At 58.2% G+C, this 20,135-nt stretch carries 15 protein-coding genes, 1 tRNA gene and 1 pseudogene; 7 read left to right on the top strand and 10 right to left on the bottom strand.

Annotated features, from left to right (window positions below; all coding sequences use genetic code 11):
- Positions 1-84 precede the first annotated feature (84 nt).
- A complete protein-coding gene (locus tag FHT69_RS00085) occupies positions 85-1,107 on the top strand; it encodes a glycosyltransferase family 2 protein (protein ID WP_025570051.1) in 1,023 nt (340 codons plus the stop codon).
- A 285-nt stretch (positions 1,108-1,392) separates the two neighbouring features.
- Here the strand turns inward: FHT69_RS00085 and FHT69_RS00080 are convergent, their stop codons facing one another.
- Entirely contained in the window at positions 1,393-2,145 is a 753-nt protein-coding gene (locus tag FHT69_RS00080) for a Crp/Fnr family transcriptional regulator (protein ID WP_025570053.1), read from the bottom strand.
- A gap of 451 nt (positions 2,146-2,596) precedes the next feature.
- Between FHT69_RS00080 and FHT69_RS00075 the strand changes: the two genes are divergently transcribed.
- Positions 2,597-3,253 (top strand): sugar transferase, encoded by a 657-nt coding sequence (locus FHT69_RS00075; RefSeq protein ID WP_028756341.1) that lies wholly within the window; start codon positions 2,597-2,599, stop codon positions 3,251-3,253.
- Positions 3,254-3,324: 71 nt separating this feature from the next.
- On the opposite strand, the gene FHT69_RS00070 is transcribed toward FHT69_RS00075, so the two are convergent.
- Together FHT69_RS00070 and FHT69_RS00065 are read right to left on the bottom strand one after the other, a co-directional pair.
- Complete coding sequence (locus FHT69_RS00070; protein ID WP_028756340.1) at positions 3,325-3,627, bottom strand: hypothetical protein; 303 nt, start codon at positions 3,625-3,627, stop codon at positions 3,325-3,327.
- A gap of 564 nt (positions 3,628-4,191) precedes the next feature.
- A complete protein-coding gene (locus FHT69_RS00065) occupies positions 4,192-5,301 on the bottom strand; it encodes an acyltransferase family protein (RefSeq protein ID WP_025570058.1) in 1,110 nt (369 codons plus the stop codon).
- A gap of 256 nt (positions 5,302-5,557) precedes the next feature.
- Here FHT69_RS00065 and FHT69_RS00060 point away from each other — a divergent pair, with 256 nt between their 5' ends.
- From FHT69_RS00060 to FHT69_RS00050, 3 genes are all read left to right on the top strand, one after another.
- A complete protein-coding gene (locus tag FHT69_RS00060) occupies positions 5,558-7,876 on the top strand; it encodes a membrane-bound PQQ-dependent dehydrogenase, glucose/quinate/shikimate family (protein WP_183904740.1) in 2,319 nt (772 codons plus the stop codon).
- A 100-nt stretch (positions 7,877-7,976) separates the two neighbouring features.
- On the top strand, positions 7,977-9,761 hold the full coding sequence (locus FHT69_RS00055; protein WP_047618550.1) for a tetratricopeptide repeat protein: 1,785 nt from the start codon (positions 7,977-7,979) through the stop codon (positions 9,759-9,761).
- 166 nt (positions 9,762-9,927) lie between these two features.
- On the top strand, positions 9,928-12,099 hold the full coding sequence (locus tag FHT69_RS00050; RefSeq protein WP_183904739.1) for an adenylate/guanylate cyclase domain-containing protein: 2,172 nt from the start codon (positions 9,928-9,930) through the stop codon (positions 12,097-12,099).
- A 17-nt stretch (positions 12,100-12,116) separates the two neighbouring features.
- On the opposite strand, the gene FHT69_RS00045 is transcribed toward FHT69_RS00050, so the two are convergent.
- From FHT69_RS00045 to FHT69_RS00025, 5 genes and pseudogenes are all read right to left on the bottom strand, one after another.
- On the bottom strand, positions 12,117-12,623 hold the full coding sequence (locus FHT69_RS00045) for a YHS domain-containing (seleno)protein (RefSeq protein WP_088930330.1): 507 nt from the start codon (positions 12,621-12,623) through the stop codon (positions 12,117-12,119).
- Positions 12,624-12,636: 13 nt separating this feature from the next.
- Positions 12,637-13,231, bottom strand: a pseudogene (locus FHT69_RS00040) (ankyrin repeat domain-containing protein).
- 133 nt (positions 13,232-13,364) lie between these two features.
- Positions 13,365-14,144 carry a FadR/GntR family transcriptional regulator gene (locus FHT69_RS00035; RefSeq protein ID WP_025570473.1) on the bottom strand — a complete coding sequence of 260 codons (780 nt, stop codon included), beginning with the start codon at positions 14,142-14,144 and terminating at the stop codon, positions 13,365-13,367.
- Between the two features lie 197 nt (positions 14,145-14,341).
- Positions 14,342-15,328, bottom strand: coding sequence for a substrate-binding domain-containing protein (locus FHT69_RS00030; RefSeq protein ID WP_183904738.1), 987 nt, complete (start codon positions 15,326-15,328; stop codon positions 14,342-14,344).
- Positions 15,329-15,376: 48 nt separating this feature from the next.
- Positions 15,377-16,357, bottom strand: a complete 981-nt coding sequence (locus FHT69_RS00025; protein WP_047618543.1) for an NAD-dependent epimerase/dehydratase family protein — start codon at positions 16,355-16,357, stop codon at positions 15,377-15,379.
- Positions 16,358-16,600: 243 nt separating this feature from the next.
- On the opposite strand from FHT69_RS00025, the gene FHT69_RS00020 reads away from it, so the two are divergent.
- The gene (locus tag FHT69_RS00020; protein WP_025570478.1) at positions 16,601-17,341 is read left to right on the top strand and encodes an ATP-binding cassette domain-containing protein; all 741 of its coding nucleotides are present in this window, start codon (positions 16,601-16,603) and stop codon (positions 17,339-17,341) included.
- 40 nt (positions 17,342-17,381) lie between these two features.
- The gene (locus tag FHT69_RS00015; protein ID WP_025570480.1) at positions 17,382-18,380 is read left to right on the top strand and encodes an ABC transporter permease; all 999 of its coding nucleotides are present in this window, start codon (positions 17,382-17,384) and stop codon (positions 18,378-18,380) included.
- Positions 18,381-18,568: 188 nt separating this feature from the next.
- Here FHT69_RS00015 and FHT69_RS00010 read toward each other — a convergent pair whose 3' ends face one another.
- Positions 18,569-19,591, bottom strand: coding sequence for a DUF808 domain-containing protein (locus FHT69_RS00010; protein ID WP_183904737.1), 1,023 nt, complete (start codon positions 19,589-19,591; stop codon positions 18,569-18,571).
- Positions 19,592-20,040: 449 nt separating this feature from the next.
- Positions 20,041-20,117, bottom strand: a tRNA-Met gene (locus tag FHT69_RS00005).
- Positions 20,118-20,135: the final 18 nt, after the last annotated feature.

Below are 20,135 nucleotides of genomic sequence, written 5' to 3'. Positions count from 1 at the left end.
GGATTGCCGGTCGAGCCGTGGATTGCAGGCGGATGCGCAAGTATTCATCCATTCACCCAGAATGGATAGTGTTCAGGACAGAATATGAGTTATAGGGCTTCCGCCGCCAGTATCTCGCATTACCTAAAAGCTCGCCTGCGCCGGACGCTCAAGGCTCGGCAGGTTCGCTACGACCTGCTGCGCGACGGGCTCAAGCAGGCGCGTCATGTCGTCATCTGCGTCATCCGCGACGAGGGACACCGGCTGGCATTCTTCCTGCAGTATTATCGCGATCTCGGCTTCGAGCACTTCATCTGCATCGACAACGGCTCGTCCGACGGTACGGCCGAGTTGCTGTCCAGCTTCGACGATGTGTCCCTTCTTTCGGCTCATGGCTCCTACAAGGCGGCGAGATTCGGAAACGACTGGATCAACGAAGTAATCAACCGCCACTGCCGGGAGAAATGGGTCCTCTATGTCGATGCGGACGAGTTTCTGGTCTATCCGCATTGCGACACACGACCGATCGATCAATTGACCACCTATATCGAATCCATGGGCGGCCACTCGCTCCGCTCGGTCATGATCGACATGTACAGCCCGCATCCCGTTCTCGAAAACATATGCGAACCCGGTCGCAACCCGCTCGAGGTCTGCAATCTCTTCGACCGATCCGGCTATGTCGCACATTTCGACAAACGCAACGGGACGATATGGATCAAGGGCGGCGTCCGCGGGCGCGTCTATTTCCACGACCGGCTCTGGGACGGCCCCGCGCTCAATAAGATACCACTCGTCTATATCAAGGGGGAACGTCTGTTTCTGAAATCATCGCACCAGGTCTGGCCGCTCTCCCTAAATCTGGGCGACATGCGCGGAGCGCTCGGCGTATCCGGCGCTCTTCTGCATTTCAAGTTCTTGTCGACCTTCGTGCACAAGGTTGCCGATGCGGCGCACCTGTCCCAACATACGGAAGAATATACCGTATACTCTTCGAGCAAGGACATGGATGACTTCGTCTGTGAGGATACGGGCACCTACAGAAGCTGGAAGGACCTGTCCGATCACGGGCTGATCCAGGGTGAAGGCTGGCAATACTGGAGACATGCTTGCGAGAGCGAAGTCTAGAGCAATTCCAGCAAAAGTGCGTAGCGGTTTTGCGTCCGGAATTGCGTGAAAACAAAGAGATAGAGCATTTCCGTGATTCGGAGAAAAACGGAAATGCTCTAAAGCAGGCCGCGCAAAATCCGCAGTGGTTTGCGACGATGTGCATGAGGGCAAACCGCCAGGCCGATCTTTCGGCCCTGCTTGCTCCAATTTATCAACGCCCACCGCATCAAACACAGAACCCGCCGGTGGCGGGTTCTGTCGAGGCTTTCTGCTGCTCCGTTTTTTGTTTATCGCGGCAGTGCCTCAAGCGAGAGACACTGCCCCCTCGGCATATGCCTCAAGCGCCTTCCGATTGAGAATGCGGATTTTGCCCTGTGTCCCGTCAACCACCTTGCTCTCGCGCAAACGGCGCAGACATTGGTTGACCTTCTCACGCGACGCCGGCAGCGTCGCGGCCAGGTCGTGTTGGGAGATAATGAGCTCGTTGCCGCTATTCTGCGTATCGACGTTGTACAACGCAGAAAGACGCAGCAGCGTCCGGGCCAGTCTCTGCCTTAAACTCGACCCGGCGTTGGAAATAATCCGCAGTTCGAGTTCTGAAACACGCGCCAGTGCCTTCGACAGGATCTTCACCTGAAATTGCGGATCATTCGCACACCAGTCCCGCAGCAAGCGGCCGTCGAAGTAATGCAGTTCGCAGTCCGCCGTGGCCCGATATTCCAGGCTGAGAGACTGTTTGCGCAACACCTCCAATTCGCCGATCAAGCCGCCTTTCGGAATGATTTCCACGATGAACTCGCGTCCATCGGCAAGCGGGGTGCTTGCACTCACCATTCCGCGCTGCACGCGGGCAAACATGTCGATGACGACACCGGCGCCGGCAATAACCTCACCGCGACGAAATTTTCGAACACTCGAGCGGCAAAACGGAAACTCGTGATCCAAATCCGGCCGGCCGCCGTAAACAATACCTACAGGACCGCAAGTAACCGTTTCGCTTATTCGCGCCGCGCCTCCTTCAATCCTGCTGTCTTTGATGCTAATCGCACCGTCCATACGCGCAACTCCAAGCAGACTAATTGATTTATTGTCGTCACCGACATTCGTAATGCGTTAAGTTAGAAAGTCAAATAATAATAATATAAAATTTACATTCTAAAACTATACATAATTCTGACGAATCCTCACATTTATATATCATAAAATCCATATTTAATTCTGTCAAAAGCACACTTTTGAAGCTGTTGGATAATTTTTATACAATTCGAAACAATTGTGCGCCGTTAGAATAGGCCAACAATATAATAATAATATTTTTACCTGGAATAAATATTTCCAACATCACAGATGTATATTTTTCTAAAAAAATACTTCTTCAACTATTCACAAGAAATTCTTCACATGATAAAGAATTTATCCACGGTTATGACTTCGGTCACAGACACCAAACTTGCACTCAAACAAGCTTTTGACTGTGATTTCTGGGATTCGCCTAACGGAGACGCGGATGGCGGGAAAAAATCATGGGCGCAACCCAACCGAACCTTGGCGGGATTTCGCCAGGGCGCGGCAGGAAAGGCGTCCATTCAATTCGTCCCAATCCCATACGATCAGCAGACTTCTGAAACGCGCATTCGACATCATCATTGCGACAGGTCTCTTATTCCTTTTGTCACCGTTTCTTCTGTCCGTAGCAGCCATCATAACGCTAAGTGATTGGGGACCCATTTTCAATTCCCATCCGCGGATCGGTTATAAGGGAAAAGAGTTTGGCTGCCTCAAGTTTCGCACGACACGCGCCGACGCAACGGCCAAGGCACATGTCACTGTCGTCGGCGCTATCGTCAGACGATCGAGCCTCGACAAGCTCCCGCAATTGATCAACGTGTTGCTGGGTCAAATGAGCCTCGTCGGGCCCCACGCCATTACCAAGGAAGAGCTGCCGCGTTACGGCGAACATGCCTCTGCCTATATGGCCGTCCGTCCCGGCTTGATCGGCCACTGGCAGATCAACGGACGCAACGACGCCAGCCATCAGAACAGAGTTTCCCTCGACGTCGAGTATTTGTCCAAATGGACGCTCGCGCTGGATTTCGTGATCATCGCAAAAACACTCTCGGCCCTGCTTTCCCGGCACGCCTTACTGCCCAGGGTGGACTCCTAAGCAATTCCAGCAAAAGTGCTCAGCGGGTTTGCGTCCATAGCACAGCCGAGCTTCCTGCCGCATCGGTCATGTCACCATCCATGAGGACGCTTGCCGGTCGCATGGGAGCGGTCAGCGATGGAGGTCTTTTTCCGGCGCTTCTGAATATGCCCCCCCAACGAGAAAGCGAAGAGACCCGCCAGATAGCATATCTCCATCAATACAAGCACTTGGAGGCCGGAAGCGATTGCCTCCGTCAAGGAAGAACCTTTCAGCAGGATCACAACGCTCAAAGCCGCGACCAGCAGAAATGCAAAGAATGCGAAGGCCCAGGCGCGAATGGTCGCTCCGGCGGCGAAGGAGACGGCAATCACGATGAGCGTGCTCTTCAGCATTATTCTGCTCCTCTCTTCACCTTCTTCAAGCCACCGTCAGCCCCTCAATGACATGACAAAACCCAAAGTCGAAACGAAGTTCGATCAAAGTATTTTATCTATTACCGTTAAAATATTGTTAATAGCCGCCCAACAGATCGATTGAACAACACTGGAGAATATTCAACTATTCATCCAGAAGGGCCGATCACTCCCCAAAAAACCAAGAAACCATCGGATACGACAGCTGGAAAAGTTGGGCATTTGGAGGATTAATACAGTCATAGATCTAGCCACGACGTTACCTTGTCCAACCGAAAAGATCAGTCTGAACATAGGCTTACGCATGAGCGGATATGCGCGCCAAATCCGGGCCGCGCTTATCGGTGTAGGTACGTCGATATGGCAGTGATCGTGCAGCAAGCCTGCTGCAAACCAGGCCCTTGCAAACGGCCCGGATTTTCGTCTGTGGCGCTCAGCCAGCATCAAAGAAACAGGGCTCGCGGTGATGGCGAGCCCTATTGAGTTGTTTTCTGGATTGAGCCTGTTCCGGAATTGCCCGCCTCCAAGCCGGCATCCAGAACTCTATTTCGAGACCGCCCCGGCCAGTTGTCGTTTCGTGCCGCGCTGAAGCCTGAGATTTTCAAGCCAGGTTACTTGTTTCCTCAATTTCAACGCCGGCTTTTCGATGAATCTCCACGAGAAAGCGGCAAAGCAGGTGGCAATAATGCTGCAGACGATGCCGTTCAGCCACCAGTTATGCGCCCAAGGCCCGAGCGCGACGAAGGCCTGCTGGATCGGGTAGCCGTAGAGGAAGACGCCATAGGAATAGTCGGCCCCGCGCAGAACACCAAGCTTTCGGGGCGAGGTCAGACCGAGGAAAACCGTGACATATCCGATTGCCGGGATGGCAATGAAGTCTCCGAAAGAGGTGAACCAGTAGGCCCAGAGGATGACTGCCACTGAGGCGAGGAAAATCCGGATATCCCAGCGAACCCTGTCCTTGTAGAGATAGAAGGTCACCCCCACCAGAAATGCACAAATAAGCAGATTGCCCGATGCGGTCGTGGGCATGGTGGCCCAGTCGCTTTCATGCTTCCAATATCTTGCGATCCCAAAGGCTATGATCAAGGCCGGCGTTGCGATCAGGGCGATCACGCGCCGCCTGACCACGCCGAGCAGAAATAGGGCGGCGATCGCAGCATAGCACTCAAGCTCGAAGGGCACCGTCCAGAGTTGCCCGTTCACCATCGCAGCATCAGGATTGTCCAGGAATACGCCGGGAAGATTGAAGTGAATGTGCCCGGTGACATTCAGCAGATAAGTAAAGAACTGAGGATCGGTGAAATAGTCACGCAGGTCATACTCCGTATAGATCGCTCCGAGTATAAAGGCAGCCAGCAACACCTCTACCGCAAGAGCAGGGTAGATCCGGATAAACCGATTCCCGAGAAAGGAGATCAATGTCTTCGATCGTTCAAGACTGCCAGCCACGAGGAACCCGCTCAGGACAAAGAACATGGGCAGCACTGACTTGATGACAGGACGGAAGGGTGACTCCCAAAGAAAGAGGTCATCGCCGTACGTGACGCGGGCCGTATGTATCCAAAGCACTGAAAAGGCTAACAGTAATCGCATATAATCGAATCCTGTCGGTCGCCCGTTCGCTAGATCAAGCTTTTCGCCGAGAAACATCTGTGCCCCTTTCAGAAGTATTGACTCGATTTGGAATGGCAAGCCGTTGCCGCAGGAGCGGCGGCGGCATCATTGCCGGATCGGGGCGGCGTGTCAGTGACCACAGCTACATCAAGTAAAAATTGAACGAGAGAGCACCGCTCTCCCGAAGATACGTATCCGACCGCCAATCCAATGGCCCCGCGCTTCCCGGGGCGCCATGCGACGGTCGGAGTTGGGATCCAGGCGATCGGGCAGCAGATTGGATGAGGAGACTATGAAATTTCTAGCCACCCTGTTCTGTATTGTTCTCGCCCTGATCGGATTGGGGCTGATAGGGGGCGGCGCCTTGCTGCTCAGCCTCGGCGGCTCGCCCTATTATGCGATCGTCGGGCTTGCCTATCTGGTTGCCGCGTTTCTGCTCTGGCGCCGCAAGACGTCCGGCGGCCTCATCGTCCTGCTTGTCGCCATCTTCAGTTTTCCCTGGGCGCTATGGGAATCGGGTCTCAATTTTTGGGCACTTTTTGCGCGCTTGATGTCTCCGATCGCGCTGGCGGGTTTTGCGCTTCTCTTTGCGCCATCGCTCTCGCCGACCGCCAACCGGAAGCTCTACCATGGCGGCGCCCTGGTCACGGCGATCCTGTTCGTTGCCGGTTTTAGCCTTGCTTTCACGCCGCATGGCGTCATCCGCCCTTCCGCCGACATCACCGCCTACAAGGCGACCAAGGGCGACAATTCTCCCTCCGATTGGACCTCCTATGGCCGCACCACGGCGGGAGATCGTTACTCGCCCTTCGATCAGATCAACCGCGGCAATGTCTCCAAGCTCGATCTTGCCTGGACATACCGCACCGGAAAGAGCGATGGCGCCGATCAGAACACGCCTCTGCAGATCGGCGACACGGTCTACACCTGCACGCCGACGGATGTGATCGCAGCGCTCGATGCCGATACCGGCAAGCCGCGCTGGATCTTCGATCCCAAGGCGACGGCGCCTTACTGGCAGCGCTGCCGTGGTCTCGGTTACTATAAGATGCCGCAGGACGCGCAATCCGCCGACGGTCTTTGCAACGAGCGCCTGGTGCAGACAACGATTGATGCCCGTCTGCTGGAGATCGACAGCAAGACCGGCGCCCCCTGCAGGGGCTTCGGAGACAATGGCACCGTGCAGCTCTCCCAGGGCATGGGCGAAGTCAAGACAGGCTATTACTTCCAGACATCGGCGCCGCTGATTGCCCGCAATCTGATCGTCGTCGGGGGCTGGGTCACCGACAATCAGGAGGTCGGCGAACCCTCGGGCGTCATCCGCGCATTCAACGTGGTCACCGGCGAGCTCGAATGGGCATGGGATCTCGGCAATCCTGAGGTCACCAAACTCCCACCGGAGGGCCAGACCTATACGCGGGCCACACCCAATATGTGGACGACGGCCGCATTCGACGACAAGCTCGGTCTCATCTATGCGCCGCTCGGCAACACCACCCCGGATTATTACGGCGTCAATCGTCCGGCCTTCGCCGACCAATACAACGCGACATTGGTGGCGCTCGATGTGACGACCGGGCGGGAGAAATGGAAGTTTCAGACCGTGCATCACGACATCTGGGACTATGACCTGCCGGCCCAACCGGTCCTGATCGACTTGCCTGACGGCAATGGCGCCACCGTGCCCGCTCTCCTGCAGACCACCAAACGTGGGCAGCTTTTCCTGCTCAACCGTCAGACCGGCCTGCCCCTTGCCGAAGTCCAGGAGAAGCCGGTGCCGCAGCAAGGCGGCGCACCGGAAGAGAAACTGTCTCCGACGCAGCCCTATTCCGTCGGCATGCCGACAATCGGCGCGGAACGCGTGACCGAGCAGACGGCCTGGGGCCTGACCATGTTCGATCAGCTGGCGTGCCGCATCGCCTTCCGAAAGATGCGCTACGACGGCGATTTCACCCCGATCGGCACCCAATATGCGATCCAGCAGCCGGGAAATCTGGGTGGCCTCAATTGGGGAAGCGTATCGGTCGATCTGCCCAACAACCGCGTCTTCATGAACGATATCCGCGTACCGAGCCTCTTCGCGCTCATCCCGCGCGCGGAGTATGTCGATTTTGCCCTCACCACGACCGCGCACGGCCCCTCCGCCCCGCAGCGCGGTACGCCCTATGGCATGGCCACCGAAATGTGGACATCGAGGCTCCGCGTTCCCTGCACGCAGCCGCCCTTCGGCACCGTCACGGCGGTGGATCTGAGTACCCGCAAGATCGCCTGGCAGGTTCCGGCGGGGACCGCCGAGGAACTCGGGCCGTTCAAGATCAAAACCCGTTTGCCTATGCCGATGGGCTTGCCGAGTTATGCCGGCACTTCGGTGACCGCCGGCGGTGTCGTTTTCTTCGCCGGCTTCCAGGACTATTATATCCGCGCCTATGATGCCGAGAACGGTACCGAGCTTTGGAAATATCCCCTGCCGGTCGGCTCGAGCGCGACGCCCATGACCTATGTTTCGCCGAAAACAGGTAAGCAATATGTCCTGATATCGGTCGGCGGTGCACCATATTCGAAGCACGCCGGCGACTACGTCTTTGCCTTTTCGCTGAAAAACGGAGATTAGCCTGGCCACCGGCCGCTTCTTAGCAAAGGCAAACGGGATTTGGCGACGCTACCGCTCACACTGTGTTATTTTGGTCCGACGAGGAACTGAGGCTACGAGCGTGACGCGAAAACTGGCGGCGATCCTGGTCGCGGATGTGGTCGGCTACAGCCGTCTCGCCGGTGCGGACGAGGATCGCATTCTGGCGCGGCTGAGAACTCTGCGCAGCGATCTGGTCGATCCAACCATCGCCGTGCACAATGGCCGTGTGGTCAAGCGTACCGGGGATGGAAGCCTCATCGAGTTTCGCAGCGTCGTGGACGCCGTGCGCTGCGCGATCGAAGTGCAGACCGCCATGGTCGAGCGTAATATCGGCGTGTCGCCCGAGCATCGCATCGAGTTCCGGGTCGGGATCCATCTGGGGGATGTGGTCGAGGAAAGCGATGGCGACTTGATGGGCGACGGCGTCAATATCGCCGCGCGGCTGGAGGGAATTGCCAAGCCCGGCGCCATCTGTCTTTCCGAGGATGCCTACCGCCAGGTGAAAGCGCGGCTTGATCTTGCCGTGACCAATCTCGGTCAGATCCAGCTGAAGAATATCGCTGAGCCGATGCAGGTCTATTCTCTCCAGGTCGGACCGCTGTCGAACACGGCACGACAAGTCCAGCCGGCAATGAAAATGCCTCCGGCTACGGCCGTTTCCGATAAGCCCTCCATCGCAGTATTGGCGTTCAACAACATGAGCGGCGACGCCGAGCAGGAATATTTCTCCGACGGCATCAGCGAGGACATCATTACCGACCTTTCGAAGCTCTCCGAATTGCACGTGATCGCCCGCAACTCTTCCTTCGTCTACAAGAACGTCACAGCCTCCGTGCCTGAGATGGCCAAGGCGCTCGGCGTCCGCTATGTCCTGGAAGGCAGCGTGCGCAAGGCTGGCAACCGCGTGCGTGTCACTGCCCAATTGATCGACGCCAACAATGGCGGGCATATCTGGGCCAGCCGTTTCGACCGCGAGCTTACGGATATTTTTGCGGTTCAGGATGAGCTCACCCAGGAGATCGTGGCGGCGCTGAAGCTGAACCTCACGCATGGCGACCAGGATCGGTTGGTCCAAGGACGCGCAGTCGATATCGGCGCATATGAGCTCCTATTGCGCGGTCGCGAGCAGGCGTCGGCCCACACCCGAACCGGAAATATAGCCGCCCGCAGCCTGGCGGCCGACGCCCTCGCTATCGATCCGGATTATGCGGCCGCCCAGGCACTGATTTCCTTCACGCATGTGCTCGACTACATCAACGCCTGGAGCAACGATCCGGAGGCTTCGCTGCGGATCGGACTGGATCTCGCGCAGCAGGCAATGGAGATGGCCGAGGAACAGCCGAATGGCCACTTCGCGCTGGGCATGGCTTGCATGTGGAACCGGGAACTGGACCGGGCGCGCGCAGAAGTGTTGCAGGGCCTCACGCTTTCTCCCAACTCCGCCGACCTCCTGATGCTGATGGCCCATATCCAGATATTTTCCGGCGATCCCGCAGGCGCTCTCGAGACACTGAATGAATCGATGCGGCTCGACCCGCACCATCCGGAAGTTCTTTTCCAATTTCTCGCCGATGCGCACTTTTCTCTCGGCGAATATGAGCAGGCGATTGCCGCGATCGAGCAGCGGCTCCAGCAAAACGCCCAATCTGAAACGGCCTATGCCCTGCTCGCGTCATGTTACGGCCACCTCGGCCGGCCGGAAGAGAGCAGACAGGCCTGGGAAAAAGCGCTCCAGATCAATCCCAATTTCTCCGTCGAGCGCCGCCGCCGCGTCCTTCCATTCCGAAACCCCGAGGACTTTAGCCGCCGTGTTGAAGGCCTCCGCAAGGCGGGCCTGGTGGTCCCGGATACTCGCCAAAGCTGACAGGAACTGCGGCTCGGACCGACGTCCCGGCAACTCATTTCACGCAGTTGATTTCGCGAGGCATGTCGCCGGCGAACGTGATGCCACTTTGGGCGACTGTCATGGCAACGGCTCGGCACCTGCTGTAAGATATCGGTCGGGGATCTGACACCCAGGAAGAGCTGGTATGGAGCGCCGTCTTGCAGCAGTCCTGATTGCAGATGTGGTCGGTTACAGCCGTCTGAGCGAAATCGACGAAGAGGGAACGCGTATCCGCTTCCACTCCGATCTCCACGAACTCTTCGAACCGAAGATCGCCACGCATCACGGCCGCCTGATCAAGACCATGGGCGACGGAATCCTGGTTGAGTTCCAAAGCGTGGTGGATGCCTTGCGCTGCGCCGTCAAGATCCAGCAACAAAAGGCAGAACGCAATGCAGCCCTGCGTCCCGAGCAGCGGATGCTTTTCCGCATCGGCGTCAATCTCGGCGATGTCATCGTCGAAGGAGAGGACATTCACGGAGACGGCGTCAACATAGCCGCGCGCCTGGAGACTCTTGCCCAGCCCGGCGGAATTTGCATATCCGGCACCGCATTCGATCACACGGTACACAAGGCTGATGTCGGCTTCTCCGCCCTCGGTGAGCAGCAACTGAAAAACATAGCCGATCCGGTTCGAGTCTATCGTGTCCTGTTAGATCCCGCTGAGGCAGGCAAGGTTGTCGCCTCCCCTCGGCCGCGCCGCCGTGCGATTATCCTGGCGACGCTAGCAGCGCTGCTGATCGCGACCGCTGCAATTGTCTTCGTATGGCAATGGCCGTTCGTGCCGCAACGTCCATCCGTCGCGGTGCTTCCTTTCGCGAATCTGAGCAAAGATCCCGGCCAGGATTATTTCACCGATGGCATGACCGACAGCCTGATTGCCGATCTGGCCATGCTTTCGGACCTTGACGTCATCGGTCATAATTCGGTGTTTGCCTACAAAGGCAAGCCCTTGGTCTTGGCCGACATCGAACGCGATCTCGGCGTGCGCTTTGTCGTCGAGGGCAGCGTGCAGCGGATAGGCGACCAAATCCGTGTCAATGCGCAACTGATCGATACCGCAAGCGGCGATCACCTGTGGGCCAACCGGTTTAACCGCGGCGCGGCGGATGTGATGGCTGTGCAAAACGAGCTCAGTCGGCAGATCGCCGGCGCGCTTGGCCTGAAGCTCACTCGATCCGAGGCGGAGCGGATTACCCGTCCGCCGACCGCCAATCTGGAAGCATACGACTACTACCTTCGTGCCGAGCAGGCGACGCGGACCGGCCGCCGTTCCCGGCTGCTGGAGGCACTGGCCCTCTTTGACAAAGCAGAAGCGCTCGACCCCGGTTTTGCAGAGGCCTTCGCGGCCGATGCGCGCGCGACAGCTTATGTCTGGCGAAGCGCCTACGACGATGTTCTCCAGAGCGCGCTGGCCCGAAAAAGGGTCTACGAGAAAGCAAGTCGCGCGCTGGCTCTCGACCCGGTTCTGTCATCGCCCTACGCCGTTCTTGCCGTCATGCAGGTCGTGGACCGCCGCTATGAGCAGGCTGTCACCTCGGCGCAGCAGGCAGTGTCGCTCGGGTCTACCGATGCCGAGGCGCATATGGCGTTGGCATATGTTCAATTGTTCTCCGGCAATCATGCCGAAGCCGGCGCGGCCGTCGAGACGGCGCTCAGGCACGATCCGAACCTCTCCGCCATCAACCGATACACGGCCGGCCTGGTCTTTTATTTGCAGCGCGACTACGCAAAGGCCATCGACAATTTCCAACGCGCGCGAGACGGTTCTCCGGGAAATGGCGATTTCGTTACCCCGCTCGCGATGGCCTATGCCCGTGCCGGTCGCCTCGATGACGCCCGTGCGACAGTCACCGAAGGACTTCGCTTTGTGGCAGGGCGCGATTCCCTGGCGGGCTGGCGTATCAGCAACGCCCACTTCCGCAACGAGCAGGATTTGGCCTTTATCCTCGATGCTCTGCGCGAGGCCGGTCTGCCGGAATGGCCGTTCGCTTTCAAGGGCGACGAGCAGGACCGGCTGCACGACGACGAAATCACAAGCGCCGTCATGGGCAAACTCCTGCGGGGCAAGACCGAGCCCTCAGGAAGCCCTGCACTCATGCAAATCGAACGCGATGGAAAGGCTGCATTCCGCTCGGCGACGCAGATGATCACCGAGACGGTTTTCGTCCAGGGCGACATGCTCTGCGAGCAGAGCGAAAATGCATTCGGACGAGCCGATTGCGGCCCGGTCTACAGATCTGCAAACTCGCCTGCTGAAACCAGCTATGCTTACGTGAACTCCACCAAGGTCTTCTATTTTTCGCCCGTCAAATAGCCGCACTCCACCCGCGGTCAGTGATACTGATCCCGTTCGAGATCGGCTGCGACCTTCGGCCAGTTGCTGTCGGCTTTCGGGACTGCTTCAGCCACATGCGCGGCAAACCCCTCCGCCGATCCCTTGTCGTAGATCAGGTAAAGCTTGCCGTCGATGATCTTGAACGCCTCTGGATCGACATTTACCGTGACCGACCCGAGAGCCACCTCGCCCGCGCAGTAACCGCCATACTGAGGCGCATATTTGATCGGCTCGCTGATGAACATTTCGCGGTGTTTGGCATTGGCGAAAAGCCAAGGCGTCCCCAGCCATTCGTGGGAGAATTCCTCGGAGCCTTTCACGGCTTTGCCTTCGGTGAAATAGGCGACAGGATCGTATCCCATGATTGCCACGCCGCCGAAGTACCCCGTATTGACCGAGTCGTCGGCAAAAGCCTGCGATCCACCGGCGGCTGCCAACGCCAGAAGGAACACCGCCACAGAGCGACCAATTCCTCGCGCACCGCTTCTGGTCCCTGCACACATCTGCGCCTCCTATTCAATCGTGGATTTCAATGCACTTGGCGTAACCTTCCTCGCCGAGGCGGCTGGCCGGTGGGCACGACGCGCCGTGCCGTTTGAACAATCGCACGATGTCCATGTTGCCCTTCCAGACCGCACGCGTGATCGGCGTGTAGCCGTGAACCTCTGCATGACCGACGTCAGCCCCCTCAGCGAGAAGAAACGCGGCGAGAGCGACGTGGTTTTCCTCACCGGCGACCATCAGCGGCGTTACACCCGCTTTGTTGGCCGCATCGTCGAGCGTCGCCCCGTGGTGAAGCAGCAGCTTGCTGATCGGCAAGCTGCCGGAAAAGGCCGCGGCATGAAGCGGCGTAAAGCCGCCCGAATTCCGAGCCATGACGTCAGCACCTTTGCCGATGAGCAATTCGGCGATGGCGAGCTGGTCTCCGAGCGCGGCGTTGATGAGAGGCGTCGCCAGATCGCGTGCCCGGCTGTTGACATCCGTACCCCGCAGCCAAAACCTGTTCGACGGCGGCGGTGTTTCCGGTTGCGACGGCATCGAACAAGGGGCTCCCCGCAGCGGCCATTGTCGCTGTGAAAATCAACCCCACCGATGCAAGCAACCCGCGCATGGTTCAGCCCCCGAAGGTAGCCTGAGAAAATAGCACAAGCCGCAGGTTTTGGGTAGGCACCAAGCACCGTAGGAGCTTGAACGGCTCTGCATCAGGTTGCCGGCAAGGCGTCAGCCGGGCAGGATGCACACCTCTATCGCGACCAACGTGCTATGATCTGGTCGGTATTTGCCAGCGCCTTGCGAACGGCGTTGCGCGCCATGTTCGGTCGCTGCAATCGGATGTTTTTTTCAATATTTTCATGAAGCTTCAGTGCATAGCGCAAATTGTCTTCCTCTCGCGTGACGTGGGCGAAGAGGTGGTTCAACGCCGATTCGATCAGTACGCCGAGCGGCACCAGCAGATCATTTCCGGAGGCGCGTAGGATCGCGATATGAAATCGCGCATCGGATTCCGTCCGCTGCTGAAGCGATGTCGCCTGATCCATGTCATGCAGGGCCTGACTGATCGCATTCATTTGCTCCTCGGTTCGCCGCTCCGCAGCCAGTGCCGTCGCTTCCGGCTCGATCATATGCCTGAGTTCCTGCACAGCCCTCAGAAAGGCTTCACGATCGGGAGACGCGGCATACCAGCCCAAGACATCTCGATCCAGCAGGTTCCAACGCTCCTTGGGTTCGACCCAGCTGCCGATTTTCGGGCGAGAAGAAAGCAGGCCCTTGGCCATCAACATCTTGATCGCTTCGCGCACCGCCGATCGGCTGACTTCAAAGACTTCAGACCATTTTGCCTCATTTGGCAGGATCGTGCCCGGCGGATAGTCGCCGCGTACGATTCGCAGCCCAATCTCTCCCGCCAAAGACACATGAACGCTCGCCCCCGTCATGCGGGGAGCATTTGGGCGCCTTGTGGCCGAACGGTCAACCGTCACCACTTCGACCGGAGCCGCCGGCTTTCCCGATTTCTTGTCAGGCATTTATTTCTACTGCCTCAGCATCTTTCGATTGTCTGCATGTACTCTCAAAACAATCGTAATAACGAGGAAGTCGCCTGCGATTGACGCCGCCAAAAAGCGCGGAATCCGGGGCGCGTCAAGCCCTGCGGGCCTTTCGACCCGTCTCTCGTGGGGGCAGTCGGCGGCACCCTTGAACCGAGTGCCGCCAAACCGCGGACCTACTTTTGAATGCAGGTATCGACTGTATCCTTGGTGCACTCGTCGAGCCCGGTGAAGACCGGATCTTCGACCGGCTTGCCGGCAATCAGATCCATCATCACCGAAGGCGCCTTGTAGCCCATCTCGAACGGCCGCTGGCCGACGAGTGCCGTCACCAGGCCTTCCCTCGCAATGGCAACCTCGTCGCCGATCGTGTCGGCCGCACCAATGACGAAATCGTTGCTGGCGATCTTGTCGGCCATCGGTTTGAACAGGTCGCGATAGGGCTGCGGCGCGCCGAACAATGGCCAGCCACCCATAACGCCGAAGGCGTCCAGGTCGGGATTGGCCGCGAGGATATCGGTCATTGCCTGAACACCCTGGGCACCATTGTCATTGGTGAACACCGGGCAGCCGGCGACCTCCGTCCACCCGCCCTCGCCCTTCAGCGCGGTCAAGCCCTTCTCGCCAGTGAGCGTGTCGCGCATACCTTGCGCCCGGCGTAAAATATTGTCTGCTCCCGGATTGCCTTCGATCGTGCAAATCTTGCCGCCCTTCGGCTTGGCCTTCTTGATGTATTCGCCGATGCGTGCGCCCATCAGATAGTTGTCCGTGCCGAGATAGGTCTTGCGCAACGCTGCATCCTCGGCGGCAAGATCGGCATCGAGCGTCATCACCGGAACCGTTGGATTGGCGGTTTTCAGGGTCTGGGCGATGAGCTTTGCATTGGACGGCGAAATTGCGATTGCAGCCGTGTCTGCCTTGCCCAACATATCCTGAACGATCTGCGCTTCGCCGGCCTCATCGGATGTCGATGCCGGACCGGTGTAGAAGCACTCGTATTCCGCAGTCGGGTTCTCCTTGTTCCATTTCTGGCAACCCTGGTTGATTGCTTCGAAGAACGGATTGTCGAGGCCCTTGACGACGATGACCAGTTGCTTCTTCGCCAGGGCCTGCCCGGCGGTCAGTGCTAGAACTGCGGCTGTCAGTAGTAATGCCTTCCTCATAGTTTCCTCCCTTGAAACAGACGGGCACGACATGCCCGCCATACGAAATCAACCCGGATACCAGACGATGCGAGGCTCCTCCTTCGAACGCTCGTATTGCCATGCCGAGTCGATAAGCATTTCGAGATCGTAGTCCGGCCGCCAGTCCAGCAGGTATTTCGCCTTGCTGTTGTCCATCCAATTGGAATGGAAGCGGCTTGGTATCTCGACAGAGCCGAGATTGCGCGTGCGCTGGAGGTAGGCGGCGACGTCCGCATAGTCGACAGGTCGATCCATGCAGATATTGAAGAGTTGCCGCTCCGCCCGCGGGTTGTCGATCGCTGCCAATATGGCCGATACGAGGTCATCGACATGCACGAAATTGCGTTTCAGCGGTCGTCCGTCAGCATCAAGGAGCAGTGGCACCGTCCCCAGAGTTGCGTAGCGCCGTGCCGCGTCTTCCGGAACCAGCGTCTTCCAGTCCGGGCCACCAAAGACATCGTCGCCAAAAGACAGCGAATATTTGAAATCGTCCTTTTCCATGATCCAGGGCGCCCGCAGACAACAGCCATTGAGGCCGTACTGAATGCCGAACTGCTCCAGCATCACCTCTTCCAGAACCTTGGAAAGCGCATAGCTTCCCGGATAAGCACGATGGGGAGTATTCTCGGTGATCGGGCCATTGTGGCGATAGTGGAAATGTCCCACGCCCGCATCACCCCCGATCAGGATGAACTGGCGTGCAGTGACGCTCGTGCGGAACTCTTCGAGCAGCCAAAACAGACCTTTGACCGTGACATCCATGATGTCTTCAGGCGTTTCCTTGCAGGTGGCGAGATGCACGACATGGGTAACGTCGTCGAGCGCCGCTGCCACGATGTCGCGATCGGCGATCGAGCCGCGGATGACTTCGACACGGTCGGTCTCATCGCACAGCCGATTATGGCAAAGCGCGCGAATACGGGCCTTGGAAAATCTCGGATCGTCAAGCAGCCCAGCAATGAAGCGCCGCCCGACCTTGCCCGTCGCACCGGTCACAAGGATCAGCATGCTCTCTCTCCCACCGATAGCTAATATTCACGCGCCGCTCTCGTCAAACGATATTTGTCTGACAAAACAGATTTTTGCGATAATAAGGCCAATACACCGGACAATAGTTGACGCTGCGGCAAGGTTTTGCGTAAATGTTCCGGATCGCTTTTCTGGGAGGACATTGGAAAAGCGAAGTCGCTGGAGCCTCGCGCCGAAGACACGCGACGGATAGCCTGCAAGTCTTGGGAGGCCAGAAGGCTGGTGGCGGTTCTTGAGCTCACCAATATTTCCAAACATTTCGGCGCCATCCAGGCTGTCAACGATATTTCGTTTTCGCTTGAAGCGGGGCAGGTTGTCGGCCTGATGGGCGACAACGGCGCCGGCAAGTCGACATTGGTGAAGATGATCGCCGGCAACTTTCGCCCGAGCCACGGAACCATGCGCCTCGACGGCGCCGATCTGGTGCTTCATCGGCCGAAGGAAGCACGCCAGCATGGCATCGAGATCGTTCACCAGGATCTGGCGCTCTGCAACAATCTGACGGCGGCAGCAAACGTATTCCTCGGACGAGAATTGCGCCGCGGCGTGGGGCCTTTTCGCATCCTCGACTACAAGAGCATGTACAAACGCTCCGGCGAGATATTTCGCGAGCTCAAATCCGAGACGCGGGCGCGCGATCTCGTCAAGCAAATGTCGGGTGGCCAGCGACAGGCGGTGGCGATCGCCCGAACGATGTTGTCGGAAGCGAAAATCGTGTTGATGGACGAGCCGACGGCAGCCATTTCCGTGCGCCAGGTGGCTGAGGTTTTGAACCTGATCCGCCAATTGCGTGACCGGGGCATTGTCGTTGTCCTGATCAGCCACCGCATGCCCGACGTCTTTTCGGTCGCCGACCGCGTGATCGTGATGCGGCGGGGCAGAAAAGTGGCCGACAAGCAGATTGCCGCAAGTTCGCCGGAGGAAGTGACGGGATTGATCACCGGCGCCATCGAACAGGTGTGATCGATGCTATCCGCTGCAATAGGAAAAAAGAAGGTCGACGATGGCGATTACACTTGACCAGACGATCGGACAGAAGCAACGGAGTTGGCTGGCATCGGTCTTCAGCGGCCAGACCTTCTGGGTGCTCATTGCAGTCATTCTCGCCTGCATTTTTCTGTCGATGGCGACGGACTCCTTTGCGACCGCGAAGAACATCTACAACATCACCCGCAACGTCACTTTCGTTGCAATTATCGCGCTTGGTATGACGCTGGTCATCATCACCGGCGGCATCGATTTGTCCGTCGGCTCCGTGCTTTGCCTGTGCAGCATGGTGCTGGCAGTCGTCATGCACGCGGGATACAGCATTGAAGTCGGCATCGCCGCCTCGATCGGTACTGCTCTTTTGGTCGGAGCTTTCAACGGCGTATTGATTGCCTATCTCGGTTTCCCACCTTTCGTCGTCACGCTCGGCATGTTGTCTATTGCACGCAGCCTTGCAATGGTCGCATCCAACAACACCGTCGTTTTCCAGTTCGGGCCTGATCACGACAAGCTGCTGGCGCTGGGTGGCGGCGCGTGGCTTTTCGGCATCGCCAATCCGGTGCTTTACATGGTCGTGCTGGCCCTCATCACCGGTTTCGTGCTGCGCTGGACCAAGTTCGGCCGCTATGTCTTTGCCATCGGCGGCAATGAGCACGCGGCGACACTGACGGGCGTTCCAGTGCCGAGGATCAAGGTTATCGTCTATATGATTTCCGCCCTGTCGGCAGGCGTTGCCGGCATCATTCAAACCGGCTGGCTCGGCGCCGTCACCACAAACATCGGCGCCGGAATGGAACTTCAAGTCATCGCGGCCGCGGTTATCGGTGGCGCCAATCTCGCCGGCGGCGTCGGCACCGCCTTCGGAGCCTTGGTCGGCGCCGCCCTCATCGAGATCATCCGCAACAGTCTCGGCTTGCTCGGCATCAACGCCTTCTGGCAGGGAAGCTTCATCGGCGGAGCAATCGTGCTCGCCGTCCTTTTCGACCGACTTCGCAACTTACGACAGGGCGAGTAGGCAAATCCGGTCTCCGCCCCGCTGGATATGACGCCTTAGAGCGCTTCAGCTTTTCACGGAAACGCAGAACCGCTCTAACTTTTTGTTTTTACACAATTCCCGGCAAAAGCGCCTCGCGCTTTGCCTGGAATTGCGTCGAGTGATGCCGTGCATCGTCAATCATCGCTGCCTGTCGGTGGCCGCTATGTTCATTTTTTCCCGTCCGCCAGCGCCTCTTTCCGTCGGCGGCGCGGCAGGAGCGATTTGAGGTACCGCCACAGTGGCGAGATGGCGTAGCCTGCGACCGGAATTGTAATCAGGCCCGCGACAATACCGATGATGCCAGCTCCTGTAGCCTCGACGACCCAGCGCAGCACCGACGCCAGAACGGGAATGGCATGCGCGGTCGCCTCCCCGGCATCATGGATGAGATGCGCAAGGCCGCCGACACCATAGGTTTCGAGGCCGTGAACGATGATGCCGCCGCCGACCCAGATCATGGCCGCCGTTCCGATAATGCCGAGCACTTTCAGAAAATAGGGCATGCCGGTGACAAGCCCTTTTCCGATCGCGCGCAAGAAGGAACCCATCGGAGACGGCGTCTGTACACGCGCCAGCGTCAGCCCCAGATCATCGGCCTTCACGATCAACGCCACGCCACCATAGACCATGACCGTTATACCCAGTCCGACGACCGCAAGGATGAAGGCCTGCGTGACTATGCTGCCTGACGGCAACGCACCGAGCGTAATCGCCATGATTTCGGCCGACAGGATGAAATCCGTCTTGATCGCACCCGCAACCTTCTCGTCTTCGAGCGATTGTGCATCGAGGCTTGTCGCCTCGAGTGCCGATTCATGGGTGTGCGCTGCATGCGGTAGCACGAGTGCGTAAACCTTTTCCACGCCCTCATAGCAGAGAAAAAGCCCGCCGATCATGAGCAGCGGTGTGATCGCCTGCGGTGCGACAAGGCTCAGGATAAGCGCCGCGGGAAGCAGGATCAGAAGCTTGTTCTTCAGCGAGCCGAGGGCGATCTTGCCGATGATCGGCAATTCGCGTGCTGCGGAAAATCCGGTGACGTAACGGGGTGTCACAGCCGCATCATCGATGACGACACCTGCCGCTTTCGTGCCGGCCTTGGCTGCCTGGCCGGCAATATCGTCAAGCGAGGCCGCAGCCACCTTGGCCAGTGCAGCGATATCATCAAAAAGGGCAATCAGGCCGACACTCATTCGAGCCTCCGTTGAGAAGACAGACTTAACACAGCGAAAAATGGAAAACCCGTCATCCAACGACTCGAAGCGAGACGTGGCATCCTCCACGCTGGGAAGATGCCACGCACAAATCGTGACGGCAACGGCCGTTATTCGGCCCGCATCGGGCTCGGCCCACTCTGATCCCGCGGAGGACGTGCCTGCCGGTCCCGGTGTCTGTTCCGGCAGTTCGACAACGCACCGGTTCGACGAAGGAGGACTTGCAGATACACCAAAGCCCGCACGAGGCGGGCTTTTTGTATCAGTGTGTATGGCGGTCTATGTGGGATTTGGTTGCGGGGGCAGGATTTGAAGTTTTCTGTCCCGCTTCGTCGGCTACGCCTTCTTGCGGGCCCCTGACGAGGCGTTAACTCCTCGACCCGTTACGAGATACAAAAAAGCCCGCAGGATAGCGGGCTTTTTATATCTGGTTGCGGGGGCAGGATTTGAACCTGCGGCCTTCAGGTTATGAGCCTGACGAGCTACCGGGCTGCTCCACCCCGCGAGATATAATTTAACACAA

This window comes from Rhizobium sp. BK008 (assembly GCF_014197345.1).
Classification (GTDB): Bacteria; Pseudomonadota; Alphaproteobacteria; order Rhizobiales; family Rhizobiaceae; genus Rhizobium; species Rhizobium anhuiense.
Note: the sequence above shows the minus strand (reverse complement) of the source record. Positions and strands in the feature narration are given on the sequence as shown.

Bases quoted from the DNA above. Each gene is read 5' to 3' on its own strand.
- FHT69_RS00085 (WP_025570051.1), top strand. From the start codon at position 85: ATGAGTTATAGGGCTTCCGCCGCCAGTATCTCGCATTACCTAAAAGCT.
- FHT69_RS00080 (WP_025570053.1), bottom strand. From the start codon at position 2,145: ATGGACGGTGCGATTAGCATCAAAGACAGCAGGATTGAAGGAGGCGCG.
- FHT69_RS00075 (WP_028756341.1), top strand. From the start codon at position 2,597: ATGGCGGGAAAAAATCATGGGCGCAACCCAACCGAACCTTGGCGGGAT.
- FHT69_RS00070 (WP_028756340.1), bottom strand. From the start codon at position 3,627: ATGCTGAAGAGCACGCTCATCGTGATTGCCGTCTCCTTCGCCGCCGGA.
- FHT69_RS00065 (WP_025570058.1), bottom strand. From the start codon at position 5,301: ATGTTTCTCGGCGAAAAGCTTGATCTAGCGAACGGGCGACCGACAGGA.
- FHT69_RS00060 (WP_183904740.1), top strand. From the start codon at position 5,558: ATGAAATTTCTAGCCACCCTGTTCTGTATTGTTCTCGCCCTGATCGGA.
- FHT69_RS00050 (WP_183904739.1), top strand. From the start codon at position 9,928: ATGGAGCGCCGTCTTGCAGCAGTCCTGATTGCAGATGTGGTCGGTTAC.
- FHT69_RS00045 (WP_088930330.1), bottom strand. From the start codon at position 12,623: ATGTGTGCAGGGACCAGAAGCGGTGCGCGAGGAATTGGTCGCTCTGTG.
- FHT69_RS00035 (WP_025570473.1), bottom strand. From the start codon at position 14,144: ATGCCTGACAAGAAATCGGGAAAGCCGGCGGCTCCGGTCGAAGTGGTG.
- FHT69_RS00030 (WP_183904738.1), bottom strand. From the start codon at position 15,328: ATGAGGAAGGCATTACTACTGACAGCCGCAGTTCTAGCACTGACCGCC.
- FHT69_RS00025 (WP_047618543.1), bottom strand. From the start codon at position 16,357: ATGCTGATCCTTGTGACCGGTGCGACGGGCAAGGTCGGGCGGCGCTTC.
- FHT69_RS00015 (WP_025570480.1), top strand. From the start codon at position 17,382: ATGGCGATTACACTTGACCAGACGATCGGACAGAAGCAACGGAGTTGG.
- FHT69_RS00010 (WP_183904737.1), bottom strand. From the start codon at position 19,591: ATGAGTGTCGGCCTGATTGCCCTTTTTGATGATATCGCTGCACTGGCC.